A 21,160-nucleotide genomic window follows, 5' to 3' on the forward strand; every position below is an offset into this window, starting at 1 on the left:
TGACGGGCACGCTGGATCATCCGTTGCGTGATGGGTGTTCATACCCCTATGTGGTGAGTGCGCACTCACTGACGGTCATGTCCGGTGGGCGCGCCGCGCTGAGGCACCTGCGCCCGCAGAGTGCCCTGCGCCTACCTGAAAGGAAATGAGTGTGAGCACTCACTTCGGTGCGACCCGAGGCCGTGCCCTCGCGGTCGCAGCCCTGGCCGCGATCGTCTCCTCGGTGATTACCGGGCCTACGGCCGCAGCCGCGGACGGGGACGACGGACGCGAGGGAAACGACGGGAGCCACGCGCGCTACTCGGACTACTGGGGCGTGATCGCCCGTAACACCATCGGCTCTCCCGTCGCCGAGCTGCGGAACGGCCCGTTCGGCTCGTTCGGCGTCACGGGTCCCTCGGCCGCGCCGCCCTACGGGCGGGGCAGTCTCGGCATCGAGGTGGCGGACAACGCCACCACGCTCAGCCCGCCCAGCGAGAAGGTCGACTTCGGCAACGAGGTCGACTTCTTCGGGGACCCGGTGCAGGGCCTGCGGCAGGTCGGGTTCCACGTCTTCCAGACCGGGGAGAACGTGGACTACGGGGGCCCCGGGAACATGCCGAACATCAGGTTCGAGATCGATCCGAACCTGGCCACGGCTCCGGGCGACAACTACTCCTCGCTGGTGTGGGTACCGGATGCCTCGCCGGTGACGAACCGCTGGAGCGGCTTCATCGACGCCACCTCGTCCGGCTACTGGTACCTCACGGGCAACGAGGCCCCTGCCTGCAACCAGGCTGCTCAGTGCTCCCTCCAGCAGATGCAGGCAGCGCTCAACGACGGCGGCGCCGGAGCGACCATCCTCACGGCCGCGGTGGGCAAGGGCCGTGACAACATGTGGATCGGCGCGGTCGACGGCCTCCGCATCAACCGGAACGTCTATGACTTCGAGGTCGGGGGCGTCAGGACATATCGAGCCCGCTGACGCGGCCGGTCGAGCCCTGGACCGGCCGCCGGCCTCCAGGGCTCGGGTCGCACACCGCGTCGCCCTGCGACGCGGTAGAACGCCTCTGCTCAGGGGGACTTGAGCAGGACGCGAAGGTCGGCGGCGAAGGCGCGCACGTCCCGCTCGCTCGGCAGGCCGAGCGCAGGCTCGGGCGCCGCTCCTCCTGCTGCTGCTCCTCCCTGAGCGGAGGTGCGACAGGGGCGGCAGAGGCCGTCGGGGAGTGCTTCCGGGCGGCCCGGTGCGGCGCACTTGGCGCATTCGACCAGCACGGGGCGCACAGGCGCGCCGGGTGCGGCCGGATCCGGGGCGGCGGACACGTGCGGCGGGATCTTGTCGGTGAGGCGGCGGCGTACGAAGCCCACGGGCGAGTCCACCTGGGGCGGGAGCCCTGCGGTGAGGGCCTGAGTGAGGTAGTCGGTGTTCACACCGCGCGCGAGCCACCCGGCAGCCAGGCCCTCCAGGACCGCGCAGTCGGCGGCGGACAGGGGCAGCCGTGAGTCGATGCGACCGAGGTTCGCCAGCGCGAGGTAGGCCGTGGAATGCCCACCGGAGGCGGGAGTCCGCTGCTGCGGCGGCGCGGGAGGGACAGGCACGGCGGCGGGGGAGGCCAGGCCTGGCGCCGGAAGGTCAGGCGTGAGTGATGAGGCGCGCGAGGACGGCGTGCTCGGCGGGGCGCAGGCGGTCGTCACGGCTGCCTCCTGCGGAGGATCCGAGAAGCCGGAAGCCCTGGTGGGGGCGGGCCCGGCGGGGACGGCAGTGGCATCGGGAGCGTCCGGACCGGAGGGGGCATCGGCTCGCGGGACGTCTTCGCCTTCGACGGGCTCGCCGAGCGGCTCGCTGACGAGGCCTCCGACGAAGTCCCGGACTCCGGTGACGACGGTCTTGATGACGCCCGGAAGGCTCTCGACAGCGGTGGCCCACCACTCGTTGGTGCGTGCGGTGCGCGACCAGAACGTCCTGAACACCCAGCGGAACTGGCCCATCACGCTCACCAGGCACCGCACGCGGCGCAGATGACCCGCGGCGGCCACGTACCTCAAGGCGGAGCCCACGGCCTGCTGGCCGTAGAGCGGCAGCTGCTTGGCGAGGCTCTTGACGTCCATCGCGGCGCCGTCGGGGAGCCGGTCGATGAAACCGGCGACGTAGCGCTCACGGTCGGGCAGCAGCGCGAAGTCGGCTGTGCGGCTGGGAGGTTGTCCGGGTGCCGCGCGCTTGCCGTAGCCGGGCTTGGCCATCGGGTACGGCTTCGAGGATGCAGGGGGACGCAGGGCGGAGCTACTGTGCTGGGTAACCACGGGATCGCTTTCGGAGATCTTGCGGTGAGACCCCGGCCTGGTGCGACCAACACCGTGTCGGGGTCGTTTGGTTCTCGCACCGTAGGCAGTCGCGACGCTCCGCCGCAAGTTGCTCACGATTAGTCATACTTGCTGGCCGTGACGGGTCAGGGAGGTCGGGGAGGTTTTCCTGAACCTTCTTTTCCCCCCGGATAAAGAAGGCGCTCGAATCCCGGATCCCGCATCCCGACGCCCGGGTCCCGAAGCTCAAGCTCCGGGCGAACCAGGCGTTCCGAGTCCCCCGAACGTGGTTCCCCGAACGTGTGAAGTGGACGCCCGGAGCTCGGGACCCGGGATACGGGTGCCGAGACACGAGCGCCGGGGCTGGACATGAGAGCCGACCGCCCTGTCAGCGCAGCGAGCCGGGCAGCTCCTCCCGGTGGACGATGCCGAGGCGCTGCGTCGCGCGGGTCAGCGCCACGTACAGATCGCTGGTCCCGAAACGTCCCGGCTCCACGACCAGGACGTTGTCGAACTCCAGGCCCTTCGCCTCGCGGGGGCCGAGCAGCACCACGGGGTGGGTGAGGTCGGGTTCCGCGCCGGCCGTGACGCCGTCGAGCGGCGCCGCGATCTCCTCGTGCAGCGCACGCGGCGCGATCACCGCGAGCCGCCCCTCCTCGGGCGTCAGTTCGGCGACGGCACGCGCCACCGCACCGGCCAGATCGGCTCCGGACTCGCGCGTCCACGGCTGCTCACCCGTCGAACGCACCGATCCCGGCGGTTCGAACGAGGGGTCCTCGGCCCGGACGACCTTGGCCGCCAGGTCCATGACCTCCGCGGGCGTACGGTAGTTGACCCGCAGCCGCACATGGTCGAAGCGGTCGCCGACGTACGGTTCCAGGATCTTCTCCCAGGACCCGACACCCGCCTCCTCGGACGTCTGCGCGGGGTCGCCGACGAGCGTCAGCGAGCGGGTGGGAGAGCGGCGCATCAGCAGCCGCCACGCCATCGGTGACAGCTCCTGCGCCTCGTCCACGATGATGTGACCGAAGGCCCAGGTCCGGTCGGCGGCTGCGCGTTCGGCCGCGCTCCGGTGATCGGCCTCCTCCTGCCGCTCGGCCATCCGCTCGGCGTCGATGATGTCGTGGGCGGCCAGGCGCTCGGACTCCTCGTCCTCGAACTCGAAGGACTCCGATCCCCGGGACAGCTCCAGGACGCCCTGTGCGTAGGCCACGCGCTCCTGGCGCTCCGCCTCCTGGGCGGCCCGCGCGGCGCTGTCGTCGGACCCGAGCAGTTCGGCCGCCTCGTCGAGGAGCGGCACGTCGGCCGGCGTCCACTCGCCGCCGGGAGAACGCCGGATGGCGTCGGCCTCCCCTTCCGCCACGTACACGGGCTCGGCGAGATAGTCGGCGAGGAACTCCTCGGGGGTGAGCATCGGCCAGAGCTCGGCGACGGCGGCATGCACCTGCTCACTCGCGGCGACGGCCTTGCCGAGCTGGGCGATGTCGTCCGCGCCGAGGAAGTTGGGACCGCCGTACGGGTCCGCTCCGATGCGCTCCGTGAGCTGGGCGGTGAGGGCGTCGATGATCTGGAACGCGAAGTACGGGCGGGCGAGGTTGTGCGGCAGCAGGGTGTCGCGGGCGACCTGCCGGGCCTCGTAGGCGATCTCCCAGTCCAGGACGAGGTCACCGTCGTCGTGCGGTACGACGATCGGGGCGCCGGGCTCGGGCAGCACCTGCCGGTCGCGTACGGCCAGGGCCAGCGCCTCCGCCATCCCGGCCCCTCCCTTGACGGCCGCCGCCCGCGGGGTGTCCGTGCCCCGGGCGTGTACGCCGGGGAAGAGTTCGGCCTGCGTGGCGAGCATGACGCCGGTCTCACCGAGTGCGGGCAGCACTTCACCGATGTAGCGCAGGAACGCCGGGTTCGGGCCCACGACCAGCACCGCGCGCTTGGCCAGGAGTTCACGGTGCTCGTACAGCAGGAAGGCGGCACGGTGCAGGGCGACCGCCGTCTTGCCGGTACCGGGACCGCCCTCGACGACGAGGACTCCCCGGTGCGGGGCACGGATGATGCGGTCCTGCTCGGCCTGGATGGTCCGCACGATGTCGCCCATGCGGCCCGTACGGGCGGAGCTGAGCGCGGCGAGCAGCACGGCGTCACCGGTCGGGTCCTCGAAGCCGCTGCGCTCGTCGTCCCCGAGGTCGAGGATCTCGTCGTGCAGCTCGGTCACCGTGCGGCCCTCGCTGGTGATGTGCCGGCGCCGGCGCAGCCCCATCGGCGTATGTCCGGTGGCGAGATAGAAAGGCCGGGCGACGGGCGCGCGCCAATCGATCAGAAGGGGGGTGTGCTCGGTGTCGTCCTCGCGAATTCCGATACGGCCGATATGGTGCGCGGCTCCGTCGAGAAGATCGATGCGCCCGAAGCACAGGGAACCGTCCACCGCGTTGAGGGCGGCCAGAAGGCCTGAGCGCTCGGAGACGAGCACGTCCCGCTCCAGGCGGGCCTGCAGGCCGTTCCCGACCGGGGTCAGCGCCTCCTCGACGCCCTGCGCGGTGTCCCCGCGAAGCGCGTCGACACGGTCGTAGAGCCGGTCGACGAATTCCTGCTCCTTCTGCAATTCGACGTTTTCGCGAGTTGACAAAACCGCTCCCTGCCGGATAAGGTGATTCTCGTGGCCCCCGGTGTGGGGCCTTTTCTGTGGGCGCACAGAAACATCCAATATACGTGAGGAAATCCCCGTCCGGCAATTGCGGAGCGGGGATTTCGTGCGTACCGGGGAAAGCGGGACCGGCGGGGACCGCCCACGAGTGTCCGCCGAGCGGGCGGGCGGGCCCGTCTGGCTGACGCGCTCGAACATCGAGCTACGTGGGACAGCCTTCTATGCCTTGCCTGATGCGGCCGATCTGGCGGCCTGCTCGATCTTCGCGCAGTAAGCGGTACGGGCGTCCTCGTCGATCTGTGTCTCGTGTTCGGGGCGCATCCCGGTTCGGCCGTCGACGCCTTCGCGCAGGATGTCGGCGTGCCCGGCATGCCGGTTGGTATCGCCGAGGACGTGGACCAGGATGGCAAACAGGTTCGTGTCGCGATAGGGCTCCGGCCACCACGGGACGTGGCCGGGTGCGTCGAGGGCAAGCTCGTCGATCGTCGCGTCCGAGTGTGCCCACGTGCGCCGGTAGGACTCGACGATCTGATCGCGCGCCTCGTCCTCAGCCGCCCACAGATCGCTGCCGTCGTGGTCCTGCCACCGGGGCAGCGGTTCCGGGGACGGCCGGTCGAAGACCTCGCCGAAATACCTGGCCTCGACACTGGCCACGTGTTTGACCAGGCCGAGGAGGTTGGTCCCGGTCACCGTCAAAGGTCGGCGGGCGTCGTATTCGGACAAGCCGTCGAGTTTCCAGAGCAGCGCCTCGCGGTCCCGCCGCAGTCTCCCGTGCAGGTTACTCTTCGCGAATTCATCGATCATGCGGCATGAGCCTGCCATGGGCCTACCTACTCGTGGTGGGAGCTCGCGGAACTTGCCACGTGAGGAAACCTCTAAAAGGTGACACGGTCTGTCGGGTTTTCCATGAACGATGGATGGCATGACGAACGAGAACACCACCCGGAACACTCCGAACATTCCGCAGGCCGCTGCCCCGGCGGGTCCACTCGCGGGGCGGGTCGCGCTCGTGGCGGGTGCTACGCGCGGGGCGGGACGGGCCCAGGCCGTGGAGCTGGGCAGGGCCGGTGCGACCGTGTACGTAACCGGCCGTACCACCCGGGCCCGGGCCAGCGAGGTCGGCCGGACCACCGAGACCATCGAGGAGACCGCCGAGCTGGTCACAGCAGCGGGCGGCGTCGGGATCGCGGTTCCTACCGACCATCTCGACGAAGCCCAGGTACGTGCCCTCGTCGAGCGGATCGACCGGGAGCACGGGCGGCTCGACATCCTCGTCAACGATCTGTGGGGCGGTGAGCACCTTCTGGCCACCTCGGTGTTCGGGAAGAAGAGCTGGGAGACACCGCTCGCTGACGGCCTGCGCATCCTGGAACTCGGTGCGCGATCGCACGTGATCACGGCGGCGCTGATGCTTCCGCTGCTGATCCGCTCCGACGCGCCGCTGCACGTGGAGGTCACCGATGGCACCGCGCACTCCAATCGCCGCTACCGGGAGAACATGTACTACGACCTGGCGAAGAACGCCCCGATCCGCCTCGCGTTCGGGCTGGGACAGGAGTTGGCCGAGTACGGGGGCGCGGCGGTCGCGGTCTCGCCGGGCTTCCTGCGCTCGGAGCAGATGCTTTCCCACTTCGGTGTGAGTGAGGAGAACTGGCGTGACGCGATTGCGCAGGAGCCCGCGTTCGCGATCGCGGAGTCCCCGCGATACCTGGCCCGGACGCTCGTGGCGCTGGCCACCGACCCCGACCGCGCGAAGCGGTGGAACGGCAAGTCCACGTCCAGCGGGGAACTCGCCAGGGTGTACGGGGTGACGGACGTGGACGGCAGCCGGCCGGACGCCTGGGCGTACTTCGAGGAGGTCTTCTACGGCGGCAAGGAAGGATCCGCCGAGGACTACCGCTGAGGCTCAGCCTCCCAGGGCTCAGCCTCCCAAGGCCTCGGCTTCCGCTCCTGAGCCGGAGGGCTCTCCGTGCCGGGGCGTACCTGGTCTCGTGGGGAGTGCGCATTCCGCCCAGACCGTCTTGCCAGGACCGAGGCGGTCGCGGACACCCCAGCGGGCGGCGAGGGCGTCGACGAGGACCAGGCCACGGCCGTGGTCCTCGTCGAGGGCCGGCGGGACGTGGGCCGGCCGGAGGTCATGGGCAGGCCGGGAGGGATGGGTGTCGGACACCTCGACCCGGATGACGCCCCTGCCGTCGTCGTGTGCGAGGAACAGGGCGAAGTCCCTGCCGGGGACGAGACCGTGCAGCACGGCGTTTGCAGCGAGCTCAGCGACGATGATCGTGACCGTGTCGTGGTGCTCCGAACCGCGCGGATACCCCCACTCGACGAGCTGAAGTGCGGCGAGCAGGCGCGCGAGGCGTGCCCCGCGCCGGGTGGCGGAGAAGCGCTGGGCGAACACACGTGGGGTGACGGGCGCTTGGGTGTGAGGGGCTGGCATGCGACCAGCCTGCGGAGATGTGAGCCCCGGCGGCAGGCACGGCACCGATACAGATCGGCTTGTACTGGTTCACGCGCTGGACTGGGCGAGTCACGTTGCGTAACCATGGGTCCGGTCGAGCATGGCTCAGTGCGGCACGGGGAGATGCGGGCGCGAATGGTGACGGACAACGGCGGTGTCAGGGGCGGGGGCGGCGCGGGCTGCGGCGAGCCCGAGTTGTCCGACAGCCTCAGAACGTTCGGGGCGGTGCTCAAGGCCCTGCGCGACGAAGCCCGCCTGACACAGGAGCAGTTCGCGCCTCTGGTGCAGTACTCGGCGGCGTACATCGCCAAGATCGAGCAGGGCAAGCGCTACCCGCCGCGGGACTTGCTGGACCGCTCGGAGGAGGTGCTGGGGGCCACGGCGGCACGGGTGCTGACGGCGGCGGCGAAGAGCCTGACGCGGAAGGTGGGGCTGGCTTCGTGGTTCTTGCAGTGGGCGTCCATCGAAGAGGACACGACATCGCTCTATGCCTACGAGTGCCGCGTCATCCCCGGCCTGCTGCAGCCTGAGCCCTACATCCAGGCCCTCTTCGAGCGCCACCTGCCCCCACTCACCCAGGAGCAGTGCGAACGTCAGGTATCGGCTCGACTGGCGCGCCAGCAGCTCCTCATCGAGCGCCCGAACACCACGTTCAGTTTCATCATCGAACAAGCGCTACTGGAGCGGCGCTTGGGTGGTGTGGGCGTGACGAACAGCCTTCTCGATCACCTGCTCCTCGTGGGACGGTACCGCAACGTTGAACTCCAGGTGATGCCACTGGTCCAGGAGGACCACGCGGGCTTCGAAGGCGAGATGTACCTTGCAGAAACAGCCGATCACCGATGGGCTGGCTACGTCGAAGGACACGGCACTAGCATGCTCATCAGCGATCCGGAAGCCGCAAGTTACATGCTGCAGCGCTATGGCAAGATGCGCTCGCAGGCGCTGAGCCATCAGGCCACGACAAGCCTGTTGCAGCGGATGCGAGGAGGGCGATGAGCACCGTGGAACCGGCCTGGTTCAAAAGTAGCTACAGCGGAGGCGGCGGCGACAACTGCGTCGAGATCGCAGTGCGTCCCGAGGCCGTACTGATCCGGGACTCGAAGGACACGCAGAGGCACGGGCTGACGATCTCTTTGCGTGCTTGGTCAGCTTTCACGGCGCTCGCTGCCGGCTCGCGCGTCTGAAGGCAGACAGGTGCGCAGGTTCACCCGGTGGTCTATGAGCTCCGTTGATACGAGTGCAGCCGGGCTCGGCGCCTCGGCAGTCAACGCAGACTTCGATCCCGGCTCCCCTTCCCGGTTAGCCCTCGGCGTGCATCGCCGCAGCGAGCATGAACGTGACATCGTCGTGCCGGCCGGCATCGTTTAGTGCTGCCGCGATGTTCAAGACGGCCTGTCTGTCCGGCCGTTCTGCGGCATTGATGAGTATTGCCTCAACGGCATCGTGCAGCCCGGCCGCGCGACAGGAGCCGACGGCCACAACGATTTCCGCGGCCGAATAGGACGCGCCCGCCTGCCATAGCAGGAAGCCAGCGTCCCGCTTCTGGCCATCGGCAAGGTACCGGGCCACCACGCCAGTCTCGGACCAGGTGAGCTCTGCCGCATCTGCGGGGTGCCGGTCCCCCTCCCTGCGGGGGACCGGCACCCCGGGGCCCTCCCGGGGGATCGGAAATCCGTGCCGGGCACGTTGGCGAAGACGCCGCGCCCGCACCAGGTCGGATTCCTTGACACTGCGCGAAGCCGGCTGCTCGGGTTCCGACTGGGTGCTTGCGGTTGCGGCCGGATAACCCACGGAGCAGCAGGCGCAGTGCTTCATCTTGGCGTGCATGCGGAGATCAAGAAGGGACGCCAGGGTGTGCGGCAGTTGGAGCCTGCCCGAGGTCTCCCTTTCCACGGCAGCGTAGAAGCCGCGGAGAAGCGATTCCTCGGGGATGCGGCCAGCGTTCAGGTGGTTGGAGAGGGTGGTCGGCTCCTGGTGAGCGTCCCTGGCGATGTCGGCCTGCGTCCGAGTGCTGCACTCCCGGATCTCGCGCAGCGCTGTCACTAACGCCCTGTGCGCGGCAGTGATGCCGGGCGGCAGCTCTTTCCATGTCCTCGGCTTCGGCGTCACGCACTGCTTCCGTTCGTCGTCAGGGCGGCGTTGATCACCAATTGTGTACGACAGGGACAGATTTCAGCAGCGTATGCATGTTTTCCATAAGCCCTCGAAAGCTTGCAGAACCTGGCGTGATGGGTCGTCAAGCAGCCAGAGTGGCGGAGTCAGCGAGGGGTGCCAGAGGACTGGCGTCCGGGACTGCCGTGTATCTGACATAGCTGGGGGCTGTGGATGACTTTGCCGTCGTGGGAGAACAAGAAGCTCGGCACGATGAAGAGGGCCGCGCTGTGGCTGCTTACTGTTGTGCAGGAGGGTGGCACCTTCACCAAGGAGGAGGTCCAGGCCGCCTTCCCTGGCATCAGCCAGGCCGATCGCAGGGTGCGTGACCTGCGCGACCACGGGTGGAAGATCGATACCCACCGGGAGGACGCGAGCCTGAGCCAGCACCAGCTGCGTTTCGTCGCGGCGGGGCAGCCCGTCTGGGAGCCGGGCAAGGCCACCAAGAGCGGCTCGGTCATCACGGAGACTCAGCGGCGGACGACTCTGACCCGTGACGGCAACCGCTGCCGGTCGTGCGGGATCACGCCTGGGCAGACCTACTCCGGAACTTTCGAGACCGCGCAGATCGACATTGCCCGTCGGAAGGTGAAGCTGCCCGACGGCACTGCGCCGGTGCAGCTCATCGCAGAATGCAATCGCTGCCGCGTGGGCGGCCGCACCCTGGAAGCAGATCTCGCCGACGTGCTCGAGCGCGTCCAGAAGCTCGGCGGGCTGCAGTTGCAGACTCTCAAGGACTGGGTCTCGGCTGACGAGCGAGAGTTCAGCGTCGTGGAGCGGGTGTGGGCGGACTTCCGCACGCTGCCGGCGGAGGCGCGTGACAAGGTCCGCGAGTCCCTTGGTCTGCCCCCCGCCTGAAGTTCCATCCATACAGCCATGGTGGGGCTGCTGCCGGCAGCAGCCCCACCATGGGCCCAGTCAGACCCTTCGCCAGCCAGAGGAGAACGAGCTGTGATCAAGAACGACGGAGACTTCGGCTTGCCGCCGTACGCCGCCAAGAACCGCGATGTCGTGGAGCAGCGTCTCAGCGACGTATCTGCAGGCACCGGACTTCAGGAGACCCTCACGATCGAGTGGCGTACGAAGCCGCAGGTAGTACAGGTCATCGACATGCCGGTGAACTCGCTTTACTACAACCCGGGGACTCACCGGATCAGGGCACAGCGCAGCTACGACCCCCAGCTTGACCGCCGGCTTGATGAGGACCCCTGGAGTGAAGACAGCCAGAAGTACCTTCAGCACCTGCTCCAAGCGGAACCTTCTGATCCGTCCAAGAGAGACAAGGATTTCGACGCGCTGAAGCAGAGCCTTGCTGACTTCAAGCAGAACGAGCCGGGGCTCATTACCCGCGAGGGCATCCTGGTCAACGGCAACACCAGGGCGGCAGCCCTGCGCGAGCTGGGTGTCGAGAACATCCGAGTGGCTGTACTGCCGGACTCCTGCACCTGGGCAGACATCAACAGGGTCGAACTCTCCCTTCAGCTCCGCCATGACACCCGGCGGCCCTATTCGTACATCAACAGGCTCCTTACGATCGATGAGCAGGTGGAGTCGGGCCGCCCGCTCAAGGAGGTCGCTAGGGACTTCCGTATCAGGGAATCAACAGCAGAACAGGACCTCTGGGTGCTTGCCTGCCTCCGGGATCTGAGCGACAGGTCTTCGGCCGGCGACGTGCAGTTGCGGCTACTGGACTTCGAGGACGCGCAGGAGAGGCTGCGGGAGGTACACCGCGCCTACGCCAAGGAATCAAAGGCTGATGCGCAGAAGGCCGAGCTGCTCAAGGAGAACCGTCTAGCCGCCATCGTGATGAACTTCTCCAAGACTGACGTCCGTCTCATTGAAGCCGACTTCCGGGGACGCTACTTGGAGCATCGGCTGCCAGACGAACTGAAGGCGCCTCCTGCTGCGGGCCCCGCGCGAATGATCCCCGGTATCAACCGTGCGGTTAAGGCAGAGGTGCCCCAGGTGGCAGCGGCTCGTTCCTTCACTGACTCGGTGCTCCGAGCGAAGGCGGTAGTCCGGGCCAAGGAGAAGGTGCCTTCCGCCCAACTGGACGCGGCCACCTCTGTCTTCGAAGCGGCGCACAAGGCTGTCGAGGATGCACTTGAGCCTGCCGGCAAGGACGCTCGTGTCCGCAAGCGCAAGCAGGCCGCCCCCGACCGCCTCAACGATGCCTGCCAGGACATCGAACAGTGCATTACTGACATGGTGCTGGCGAGTGCTTCCCGCAGCTTGGACGAGGAGGTACTGGACGAGGCGGTCCTGAAGTTGAAGGCCACCCTGAAGAAGCTGGCCCAGGCCACCACGCAAACCATCGAAGTGCCTGGCGAGGGCGTCGAGTGGCTGCGTGACGCGGTGCGGCAGGGACAGGCGTGACCATGACGACTGCAGAATCGTCCTTGCATATCGGCTTTGACGTCACGCGGACCAAAGCCGTGCTGCGTGCGAGCGAGCAGTGCCGCAGCGACCTGAACCGGCTTGCAGCCAGATTCCCCGGCGGACTGCGCGATCGTCTTGCCCTTGAGCTGACTCTCGATGATTTCCTGGTAGGCATCGACGTCCTCGCTGACTGGCCGCACCCCGAGTCCGTTGTCTGGGCCGATGAGTTGAGTGCCCTGGTCGGAGAGGTACTGGATGATGCCTATCAAGCTGAGCAGCAACTTCAGACACCTCGCTCGGACACGGAGTGGGGTGCCGGCGGCGCTGTGGAGTCGGCGCTGGGGCCGACGTGGCGTGCCGACCTCACGGAGTTTCAGCGCCGGGACATCGGTCAGCTCTTGTCGCTGCAGCACGGGGCCAATTTCAGCGTTCCTGGGGCTGGAAAGACCCGGGTCGGGCTGGCGGTATACGCAGCGATGCGTGAACGTGGCGTAGTCCGCCGGCTGTTGGTTGTCAGCCCGAAGTCGGCCTACGAGGCGTGGCTGACTGAGGGCGAGCTGTGCTTCAAGGAGCCCCCGCGGACCGCTGTCATGGGGAAGACCCCCGAAGGAAGTGCCGAGATCCTGGTCGTCAATTACGAGCGTCTCGACAGGTCGCTGGCCTCGCTGGCAACCTGGCTGCGGGGTGCGCCTTCCATGATCATTCTCGATGAGGCGCATCGGATGAAGCTCGGGGCTCAGGGAAAGTACGGAAGTGCCTGCATGGCGCTTGGGCCGCTGACCCGGCGACGTCTCATCCTCACGGGAACTCCGGCTCCGAACGGGGCCCGTGATCTGGAGAACCTGCTGTCGTTTGTCTGGCCGGGGCATGGCCGGAGAGTGGTCACACAAGCTGTCGCAGGTGGTGATCTAGCCCACGCAAGCTCGGTACTGAGGCCGTTGTTCACGCGGACGACCAAGAAGGAGCTGGGGCTGCCCCCCTTCGAGACGCGTATCCGGCGCCTGAAGATGCCGGAGCTGCATCGTGAGGTGTACGACGCCTTGGTGGGGCGATTCACGACGAGGGCGGAGGCGTCGCGTGATGACTTCGACGCCCTGGGCAAGGCGATGCTTCGCCTTCTCATGGCAGCCACCAGTCCGGCATTGCTCATTGAGGGCGGAAGCCGGTATGAGCCGCTGACTTACCAGGTCCCCCCGCTGGAAGTGCCCCAGGGCGAATCGCTGTATGCCCTCATGGGGAACCTTCCGGCGCACGAACTTTCTCCCAAGTACAAGGAGGCCCTGAATATCGTTGCGAAGAATGCCGCGATGGGGCGGAAGACCCTGGTCTGGACGACCTTCGTGCGCAGTATCACGACGATGGAGAGCCTGTTCGAGGCATATCAGCCCGCCGTGGTGCACGGTGGCACTCCCGACCGGGAGGAGCAGATCAGGCGCTTCCGCGAGGATCCTGACTGCCACGTCCTCCTTTCCAACCCCGCCACTCTCGGGGAGGGGATCAGCCTCCACCATGTCTGCCACGACGCTGTGTACGTGGATCGTGACTTCATGGCTGGCCGGTTCCTCCAGAGTCTGGACCGCATTCACCGGCTCGGACTGGCGCCTGATACTGAGACACGCGTCACTGTGCTCGCGGTCGAGGGCACGATTGATGAAGTGGTGGCGATGAGGCTTGAGGAGAAGCTCGAATTCATGGGGCGGATCCTCGATGACCCCTCTGTGCAGCAGTTGGGCGACCTTGAGGATGAGCCGTCCGGAGCGGCAGGCATGGATATGGCGGATGTTCGCGCGTTGCTGAATCACGTCGATGCAGTCGCTGGCCACTGAGTCAACGCGCCGCGCTGCGCTGCGCTGGCTCAGTGAGTTGCGGGTGGCTGAGGTTCCGCGGGTACGGGTGCTCTTTGCGAACCATCCGCGGTATGCGGATCTCACGCCAGCGCAGTACGCCGAAGGCCTTTCGTGGCTCAGGCGTATGGGCATGGTGACTGCGGCGGGGCGGCCTGTGGTCGACGGAAGCGATGGCGAGTCTCGGGATGACGTAACAGCCGGCGCAGTTCCTCGCGTGCTGTGGAACCAGGCTGCTGAAGATGCGAAGAGGATCGTCGGAGCGGCTGGCGAGCAGGCGCTGCTTCGGCTCTTGCGGCAGGGCGGAGTGCCGCACGTCAGGCACGTGGCTGTGGAGTCAGACGCTTACGGATACGACATAGAGGCTGCCTGGTCCGTGTCTGAGCGCGCGCACATCGAGGTCAAGGCCACCACAGACCCGACGCGTCTGGTGGTTCACCTGACGCGTCATGAATACGAGGTTATGACGGCCGATGCCGATTGGTGTCTGGCCGCAGTTCTAGTCGGCCGTGATGGGAACGCGGCGAGCGTCGCCACCGTGGACCGAGGGTGGCTCCACTCGGCTGTTCCCGCAGACCAGGGGAGGGGTGGCCGCTGGGAGTCTGCGCGCTTGACGGTTCCGGCTTCCGCCCTCACACCAGGCCTGGCTACCGAGGAGTGGGTGTTGCTGCCAGAAGAGCTGTTGCCGGGTTGTCCCGTCTGGGCGTTCCAGCTGTCACCGCTGGTGTCTCGCTGAGTCGGCACCTGACGGCCGCTGCCGGGCTGCCAGATGACTCCAGAACAGAAAAATGGATTGCTTGTTCGAATACACTGATGATCGGCCGGTCTCCTGTGTCTGCTGTGCCGCCGTGCGTTGATGCTTTGCCCAGGCGCGGTGCTGCGGGCCGGTGTCCCCTTGGGCCGACGCTCTGGCGTTCGGCCCGGGTAGGCTCTGCGCCTATCGCGTGTCAACTCTGAACCGAAGCGGTTGCTTGCGGGCCGGTGCTTGGCCCGCCTGTGGGTTCGGCTCGACGGGACCTGCTTTCCGCCAACCAACCGTACGAAGAGGAGCCTGAGCCGATGGGCCTCGAGCCCCACCAGGAGGACCCGATGGGTCCCAGCTATGACGTGTTGACCTCAATCGAGATCTGCGCGGGGGCCGGAGGGCAGGCTATCGGCCTTCATCAGGCCGGTTTCAAGCACCTGGCGCTTGTAGAAATCGACCCGCATGCTGCGGAGACTCTTCGGGGAAACATTGGCAGCCTGGAGGAGTGGAGCTGGGAAAGGAAGTACTGCGACGTCATTTCTGGCGACGTAAACGATTTCTCCCCGATTCCCCGCGATGAGCGTCGCAAATCTGACGTGAGAAAAGTTCAAGAATACCTCGGAAAGCCGCTCGCTCGAGGGGATCTCGACCTTCTTGCTGGTGGCGTTCCATGCCCTCCCTTCTCGCACGCTGGCAAGCAGTTGGGGAAGGATGATGAGCGTGATCTTTTCCCTCGGATTCTTGAGCTGGCTGATGAGCTTCACCCTAAAGCGGTGATGATTGAGAACGTTCGCGGAATTAAAGACGCGAAATTCGAAGAGTATCGCACTTACATTAAGGCGCGTCTTGAAGGCGGCCTGGCCAGGCATCCAGTGACGGGCATCGAAGAAGACTTCGCCGGGCTTGGCTACACGGTCTGCGAGTGGGAAGTGCTCGAGGCCAGTGACTTCGGCGTGCCTCAGCTGCGTCCGAGGGCTGTCCTTGTGGCCATCCGCAAGGACGTGCTGGGAAACACCAAATTTGTGTGGCCCACCGCTACGGAGAGTCCCAGGAGTGTCTTCATGGCACTTGAGGAGTCCATGAATCTCAGGTATGCGCCGTATCTGAAAATGGGTGGAGATGTGGCACGCCTGGCGGAACAGCGGCTTAGCCAGTGGAAGGAGAAGGCGCAAAAGGCCGAGAGCAAGAAAGACGCTGGTGTTGCGCCCACGCTGGTTGGTGGTTCGAAGAAGCACGGCGGTGCGGACCTCGGGCCGAGCCGGGCGAAGGCCGCCTGGGCGCTGCTGGGGGTCTCGGGGGTTGGTGTTGCCAACTCGCATGACGAGAGCGTGAAGAAGAAGAGCCAGGACAGGGACCTTTTCCGGGACACCGGGCCCATGCTCACGGTCGAGCAGGCCGCGATTATTCAGGGGTTCCCGAGCGACTGGAAGTTTTCTGGTGGCAAGACGGCACAGTACCGGCAGGTCGGCAACGCGTTCCCGCCGCCCGTCGCCGCCGCAGTGGGCAAGGCTATCGCCGAGGTGCTGCGGGCTGCCCAGGAGCGCGACCGCTGAAGGTCTGACCCGAAGGCCGTTCTACTTGTTCAGGCGGCGTCGGCGCTCGCGGACAGTGCCGACGATCGTGAGAGCGCACGCGCCTGAGTCCTGGTGCTCCCAGAAGCGCAGGACTAGCCAGCCCGCCTCGGCCAGGTGCTTGTCGGTATCGCGGTCCCGAGCCATATTCCGGGCCACTTTGTCTGACCAGTAGCCGGGGTTGGTCTTGGGAGCGACGTAGTGCTCGGGGCAGCCGTGCCAATAACAGCCGTCGATGAATACGGCCACCTTCGCCGGACGGAAGACCAGGTCTGCCGTCCGGCGAAGTTCCGGCAACGGTCTGGCAGCGACTCGGTACCGCAGGCCGTTTGCGTGTACGAGCCGCCGGATGAGCCGCTCCGGCCGCGTATCGCGGCTGCGAATTGCCTGCATGTTCCTCCTGCGTGCGGCAGAGGAGGCCCACGAACCGTCTGGCGGGGACCAGTCTGTGGGATCAGACAACGGGAGTCACTCCAGAGCGAGAATTATTGTCATGGCACATCAATAGTCGCTTCGCCGCGGCGGGACGAGTCGACCGCGCGGAAGCGAACGTACGGTACCGACTTCCCTGCGGCGCTGGCAGCCGGGATGAATGCCACTGCCAGCACCAGCTTGGCCGGATCGATACTGCGGTCAGTTACAAGACCTGCCGGATTGCCGAGATCAGGGTCGACTACGGGGTACAGCAGTACTGCTCCGCGGCGCGGCTGATAGAGCTGAGACGAGAACGGGTCGTCATCGCTCAGCGGGCGAAGGCCGGCGATACGCTCAGCGGACTGGCGGTGGGCCACACCTGAGATGCGGTTGAACACGCCGCGTGAGTTCCGCTGGCGCTGTACCAGGGTGACGGGCTGGCTGCCGAGGATGCTGGCTTCGACGCTTGTCGGTCCGGAGGTCTGGGGAAGGATCAACATCCAGTCGTCGGTAGCACAGCCAGCGTCGCTGGAGTCCTTGAGATAGGCCAGGTTAGGAGCGAAGAGGTCTGGCCGACCCCATGCAAGGCTGCTCATGATGCCGAGCAACTGGGCGTGGCTGAGGACCGACGTCTTGGCTGGGTAGCGGGTGTATCCGCCCCGGTCGTCGTCGGAGAGCGTGACGAACACGGAGATGTCCTGGCTCAATTTCTCAAGCGCAGGCAGCCAGACTTCCGCGTTGTGCCGCAGGTCCGCCGCACCGGTCGGGTACGCCGTCGGCTCCACCCACTGCCCCGGCGAGCGGATCTCCACCAGCTCCGCGTTGAACATCTTGTTCCGGGCAGCCGGCTTGAGCCAGGACAGGTGCTGGGAGACCAGCGGCGGGATCTGGGCTGGGGTGACCTGGGGCTTGCCGTCCACCAGAGTCGCGTAGCGGGTGAGCTGGGCGCGGAAGGTCTCCTCGTCGCGGCAGATCGCCTCGAAGGCTTCGTAGAGGTCGACGGTCTTCCCCTTGCCCATCGGTTCCTCGCGGCCGATGTACAGGCGGACCAGGTCCCGGTAGCCGGGGCGGAAGCCGAACCAGCGGCCCATCTGCATCATGGTGTCGGCCTGTTGGGTGGTACGGCGGTAGTACGTGACCGTGAGGCCCTCCACCGTGAAGCCGCGGGCGAGTTTTGTGCCGCCGACCAGGATCTTCCACACGTGCGGCGTGCGGTCGAAGTCGAGCTCGGGCTGCTCGTAGTCGCGGTCGGTGGCGCCGTTGACGATGATCACCGGTTCGCCGCCCGAGTTGATCAACTGGCGGGCGCGGGAGACGTAGGGCTTCAGTTCGTCGTACGAGGAGGGGGTGGGCAGGTCCTCGGTCGCATTCCTCCGGAAGTCCGCGTCCAGAAGTGTCGCGAGACGGCTGTGGCCTTCCTGCCCCGTGTAGGCGGACCGGTGCCACATCGAGTTGATGCGCAGGGCGAGCGCCGCGTGCTCCCGCTGCTGTACGGACTCGTGGACGAGCATCGTGTGGTGGCGGAACGGCTCTTCGGGCAGGCCGCGATCCGCTCGGTAGAGCTTCAGGGCTCCGGTGAGTACGAAGGCGTCCAGTGCCTCCTGAAGGCGGTCACCGGTGCTGTCGTAGATGCCACGTACGTGCGTTTCCTCGGCGGTGCCCTCGGAATCCAGGTCGTGGAAGTCCTGCACACCCATGTAACCGGTGGGGCGGGGCAGCGACACCAGGAAGTCGCGAGGGAAGATGTCCTCCTCGTCGCCGGGATCGACGAACACGTTGGCGAACGGCGTCGCGGTGTAGCCGACGTACTGGGCTCTGGGCAGGAGGCCGAGGAGCTGGGAGATCTGGCCGTTGATCGCCTTGCGGTCGACCTTGCCACCCTCCCACGTCTTGGGGTTCGTCGTGTTCACCGATGCCTGGTCCGACTCGTCGTCGATGATCAGTGCCGGGATCTCGGCGAGGATCGGTCCGATCTTCTTCAGATCCTTGATGAGCTTGTCCAGGACGAACTTGTTCTTTTTGACGACCATCACGCGCGCAGCGGCATGATGCAGGTTGTCCGGGTCGTACAGCGGCTGCGTGCGGACCTGCTTCTCGAACTCCAGGGCGCGGATGCCACTCTGGAGGCCCAGGTAGTCCGTGCCGCGTGTGGTGAATCGCTCGATGTCGAAGAAGCCGAGCGTCGAGGGTCGTGCGCCATGGCTGACGAACTTCGACGGCCAGTCCTCGTCGTCCTGGTAGTCGACACCGATCAGCGCGTCTGTGTCCGACGGGTCCACGCCGCGCAGGATGTTCTCCTGGCCGATCAGTTCCATGTCCAGGCGGCGCTGGGTCTGGTCACGCAGGAGGTTCAGGGTGCCGCCGAGGACGATGACCAGACGGTAGCCCGCGTCGATGGCCTTGGCCGTGACCCCCGTGAAGTTGGCGGTCTTGCCCGACTGGACGTAGCCGACGACCAGTCCCCGGGCCCCGTAGGCCTCCGTACGGGTGGGATCGGAGAGACGCTCGACCACCGCGTGGCTGGCCTCGTCCAGGCTCGAGACAGCCTCGTCCGACCAGCCCTTGCGGCGCAGCATCTGCTCGTAGGAGTTCCAGTAGAACGACCGGGCGGCGGCCGTGTCCCTGGAGTACCAGGACGTGAACTCCTTGCTGATGACAGTGGCCCCGGGCTCCTTGAACACCGGCACAGCCTCGTCCAGGGCCTTGCGCAGGTCCGCGCCGAAGCCGAGGCGGTCGTACGTGGCCGTCCGCCGGGCGTCCGTCCGCGGCGGCGCATCCGACCAGTCCGCCCGTTCCGTCAGGTCCCAGCCGGTCAGGGTGCGGTGCCACAGGACGATGAGTTCGTCGCCCGGGCCGGCCGCGACGATGCGGTCGCGGAAGTGGCCGAGGTCGGTGTCGGCGGGCTCCTCGGCCTCCGAGAGTACGAAGGCCAGCTTCGCGAATGCCTTCGGTCCGCGGCGCATGGCCCCCAGGACGTCGCCGTGCAGGTTGAACAGGTGGTCGGTCATGGAGAAACGGCTTTCTCGGAGACGTCGGAGGCGTGGCAGGAGTGGGAAGCGGCAGGGGTCAGCGGGTCATTTCGCAGCGGGCCGCTGTCACGAGGACGCTGTTCCACAGGGCGATCTTGTCGGCCCGCGTGGCCCGGACCCGTGACTTCCGGAAGATCTCCTCGACCATGAGATAAAGCATGCTCTTCACGACCGGAGCGTCGTTGAGGCCACCTCTGCGCCCGCCGTTGAAGGCCGATCGGTACGTCTTGTTCAGTCTGACCTCACGTGCGTCGCGGTCGAGTTCGAAGAACAGGTCCTGGCCCAGGGACGCCCAGCGGAAGGTGATCGGTTCCTCTCCCTCCAGCTCCGGCAGCTCGTCCCGCAGGGTCCGCCGTAGTTTCGGTTCGAGCCCCTTGCCGGCTGGAATGACAGCGTCGCGTGTCACCTCGGTGACCCGCTTGGCGGCATCCCGGTACGTCGTCAGCGCCTCCTGGACGTACTCGGCGAAAGTGTGCCCGGACGTGTCCGTCGCCTGTTCGAGCCCTCGGGCGAAGGCGGGGGTGACCGTCACGCCGTCCTTCTTGACCGTGAGGCTGAAGACGTCGTTCGCCTCCGCCGGCAGGTCGATGGCGATACGGGCCAGCGCCAGATGTCCCTCGGCGCTGCGGGTGCTGTTCCAGCCACCGGCCTGAACGAGCCTGTTGTTGCGGTAGATGTAGAAGCCCTGCCGCTCGGCGAGCGGTCCGATCCCGCGGAAACTGACCAGCGGGGATTTCGGCTGCCAGATGTGCGCGGTCAGCGCCACCTCGCCGACCCCTTCGACGGGAGCGGTGTACGTGCGCGGGTAACCGGCCCGGCCCGGGACGCGGTAGCCGAAGGGGTCGATCGGCTCGACGCCGCGGTGGTCCAGCTCCTCCTTGGTCGCCACGTCCTCGACCACGATGTCTACGTTGAACGCGCCGTCGGCCAGGAAGCGGTGCAGGTGAAGTCCCAGGTGGGTCTCCAGCTTCTCGATCGCGTCGTCGAGATAGCGGTCGGCCTGCCCGGCGGTGACCGTGTCGAAAGCCCGGACCTTGTCCCAGCGGACGATGGTGCCGTGCCATTCGATCAGTCCGTCGTACCGGTCGACCAGGTCCTGGCAGTAGCCGGGATCCACGATGTCGCAGGTGAAGTCGGCCTGGGCGCGCGCCGTCAGCCACCGGCGGCCGGTCGCGGCGCTGCGCTTGGTGCGGCTGATGACCGTGAGCGAATCGGCGTGGGAGAGGGACGCGGCCTTGAGGCCCGCGCCGAAGTGGCCGAGCGCGTCCTGCCCGTACTCCTGCCGGCCGCCCACCGTCATGGCGGTGTCGAGCGACTCGTCGTTCATGCCCTGCCCGTCGTCGACGACCAGGAGGCTGACCAGACGGTCTTCGTCGCGCAGGAAACTGATGACGACGTTGCGCGCACCCGCGTCGATGGAGTTGTCGACGAGGTCGGCGATCGCCGCTTCGAAGCCGTACCCCTGGTGCGACAGCGATGCGACGTAACGAGGCGCCGGCGGAAGGCGCTTGCTTCCGGTCGTCGGGATCTCGTACTGCCATTCCGAGGACGGTTGATAGGGCGGCATGAGGGCTTCCTCGCACAGACGGAGCGGGGCCTGCGTGGGGGTGGATGGCCCGGAGCTGAAAAGTTGAATGTGATCGTA

General features: G+C 66.9%; 17 protein-coding genes. 9 read left to right on the forward strand and 8 right to left on the reverse strand.

Going from position 1 to position 21,160, the window contains the following annotated elements; all coding sequences use genetic code 11:
• Window positions 1-151: 151 nt before the first annotated feature.
• A complete protein-coding gene (locus ACFU5K_RS03695; RefSeq protein WP_384056301.1) occupies window positions 152-964 on the forward strand; it encodes a hypothetical protein in 813 nt (270 codons plus the stop codon).
• 89 nt (window positions 965-1,053) lie between these two features.
• On the opposite strand, the gene ACFU5K_RS03700 is transcribed toward ACFU5K_RS03695, so the two are convergent.
• The 3 genes from ACFU5K_RS03700 to ACFU5K_RS03710 all read right to left on the reverse strand — a co-directional run bounded on the left by ACFU5K_RS03700 (window position 1,054) and on the right by ACFU5K_RS03710 (window position 5,722).
• On the reverse strand, window positions 1,054-2,220 hold the full coding sequence (locus tag ACFU5K_RS03700; RefSeq protein ID WP_384056304.1) for a MarR family transcriptional regulator: 1,167 nt from the start codon (window positions 2,218-2,220) through the stop codon (window positions 1,054-1,056).
• Between the two features lie 448 nt (window positions 2,221-2,668).
• A complete protein-coding gene (locus ACFU5K_RS03705; protein ID WP_384056369.1) occupies window positions 2,669-4,876 on the reverse strand; it encodes a HelD family protein in 2,208 nt (735 codons plus the stop codon).
• 261 nt (window positions 4,877-5,137) lie between these two features.
• Window positions 5,138-5,722, reverse strand: a complete 585-nt coding sequence (locus ACFU5K_RS03710) for a DinB family protein (RefSeq protein ID WP_384056306.1) — start codon at window positions 5,720-5,722, stop codon at window positions 5,138-5,140.
• A 118-nt stretch (window positions 5,723-5,840) separates the two neighbouring features.
• Between ACFU5K_RS03710 and ACFU5K_RS03715 the strand changes: the two genes are divergently transcribed.
• A complete protein-coding gene (locus ACFU5K_RS03715; RefSeq protein ID WP_384056309.1) occupies window positions 5,841-6,821 on the forward strand; it encodes an SDR family oxidoreductase in 981 nt (326 codons plus the stop codon).
• A gap of 18 nt (window positions 6,822-6,839) precedes the next feature.
• Here ACFU5K_RS03715 and ACFU5K_RS03720 read toward each other — a convergent pair whose 3' ends face one another.
• Window positions 6,840-7,358 carry an ATP-binding protein gene (locus ACFU5K_RS03720; protein ID WP_384056312.1) on the reverse strand — a complete coding sequence of 173 codons (519 nt, stop codon included), beginning with the start codon at window positions 7,356-7,358 and terminating at the stop codon, window positions 6,840-6,842.
• 156 nt (window positions 7,359-7,514) lie between these two features.
• Here ACFU5K_RS03720 and ACFU5K_RS03725 point away from each other — a divergent pair, with 156 nt between their 5' ends.
• Window positions 7,515-8,378 carry a helix-turn-helix domain-containing protein gene (locus tag ACFU5K_RS03725; RefSeq protein ID WP_384056315.1) on the forward strand — a complete coding sequence of 288 codons (864 nt, stop codon included), beginning with the start codon at window positions 7,515-7,517 and terminating at the stop codon, window positions 8,376-8,378.
• A complete protein-coding gene (locus tag ACFU5K_RS03730; protein WP_384056317.1) occupies window positions 8,375-8,566 on the forward strand; it encodes a DUF397 domain-containing protein in 192 nt (63 codons plus the stop codon). The genes ACFU5K_RS03725 and ACFU5K_RS03730 overlap by 4 nt, the downstream gene beginning before the upstream one ends.
• 115 nt (window positions 8,567-8,681) lie before the next feature.
• Here the strand turns inward: ACFU5K_RS03730 and ACFU5K_RS03735 are convergent, their stop codons facing one another.
• Window positions 8,682-9,491, reverse strand: a complete 810-nt coding sequence (locus ACFU5K_RS03735) for a hypothetical protein (RefSeq protein ID WP_384056320.1) — start codon at window positions 9,489-9,491, stop codon at window positions 8,682-8,684.
• A 216-nt stretch (window positions 9,492-9,707) separates the two neighbouring features.
• Between ACFU5K_RS03735 and ACFU5K_RS03740 the strand changes: the two genes are divergently transcribed.
• The 5 genes from ACFU5K_RS03740 (at window position 9,708) to ACFU5K_RS03760 (ending at window position 16,054) form a co-directional block, all read left to right on the forward strand.
• Window positions 9,708-10,391: a hypothetical protein gene (locus tag ACFU5K_RS03740; RefSeq protein ID WP_384056323.1), complete on the forward strand. Its 684-nt coding sequence runs from the start codon at window positions 9,708-9,710 to the stop codon at window positions 10,389-10,391.
• Window positions 10,392-10,484: 93 nt separating this feature from the next.
• Complete coding sequence (locus tag ACFU5K_RS03745) at window positions 10,485-11,909, forward strand: transcriptional regulator (RefSeq protein WP_384056326.1); 1,425 nt, start codon at window positions 10,485-10,487, stop codon at window positions 11,907-11,909.
• 2 nt (window positions 11,910-11,911) lie between these two features.
• Window positions 11,912-13,738 carry a DEAD/DEAH box helicase gene (locus ACFU5K_RS03750; protein WP_384056329.1) on the forward strand — a complete coding sequence of 609 codons (1,827 nt, stop codon included), beginning with the start codon at window positions 11,912-11,914 and terminating at the stop codon, window positions 13,736-13,738.
• Between the two features lie 151 nt (window positions 13,739-13,889).
• Window positions 13,890-14,492: a protein NO VEIN domain-containing protein gene (locus ACFU5K_RS03755; RefSeq protein ID WP_384056372.1), complete on the forward strand. Its 603-nt coding sequence runs from the start codon at window positions 13,890-13,892 to the stop codon at window positions 14,490-14,492.
• Window positions 14,493-14,845: 353 nt separating this feature from the next.
• On the forward strand, window positions 14,846-16,054 hold the full coding sequence (locus tag ACFU5K_RS03760; RefSeq protein ID WP_384056332.1) for a DNA cytosine methyltransferase: 1,209 nt from the start codon (window positions 14,846-14,848) through the stop codon (window positions 16,052-16,054).
• 21 nt (window positions 16,055-16,075) lie between these two features.
• Here ACFU5K_RS03760 and ACFU5K_RS03765 read toward each other — a convergent pair whose 3' ends face one another.
• From ACFU5K_RS03765 to ACFU5K_RS03775, 3 genes are read right to left on the reverse strand one after another with little or no spacing between them, the layout of a single operon-like run.
• Window positions 16,076-16,534, reverse strand: coding sequence for a very short patch repair endonuclease (locus ACFU5K_RS03765; protein WP_384056335.1), 459 nt, complete (start codon window positions 16,532-16,534; stop codon window positions 16,076-16,078).
• 29 nt (window positions 16,535-16,563) lie between these two features.
• A complete protein-coding gene (locus ACFU5K_RS03770; RefSeq protein ID WP_384056338.1) occupies window positions 16,564-19,494 on the reverse strand; it encodes a Z1 domain-containing protein in 2,931 nt (976 codons plus the stop codon).
• Between the two features lie 58 nt (window positions 19,495-19,552).
• A complete protein-coding gene (locus ACFU5K_RS03775; protein WP_384056341.1) occupies window positions 19,553-21,082 on the reverse strand; it encodes an ATP-binding protein in 1,530 nt (509 codons plus the stop codon).
• Window positions 21,083-21,160: the final 78 nt, after the last annotated feature.

The sequence above is a fragment of the Streptomyces sp. NPDC057428 genome, assembly GCF_042803195.1.
In the GTDB taxonomy this organism is placed as follows: domain Bacteria; phylum Actinomycetota; class Actinomycetes; order Streptomycetales; family Streptomycetaceae; genus Streptomyces.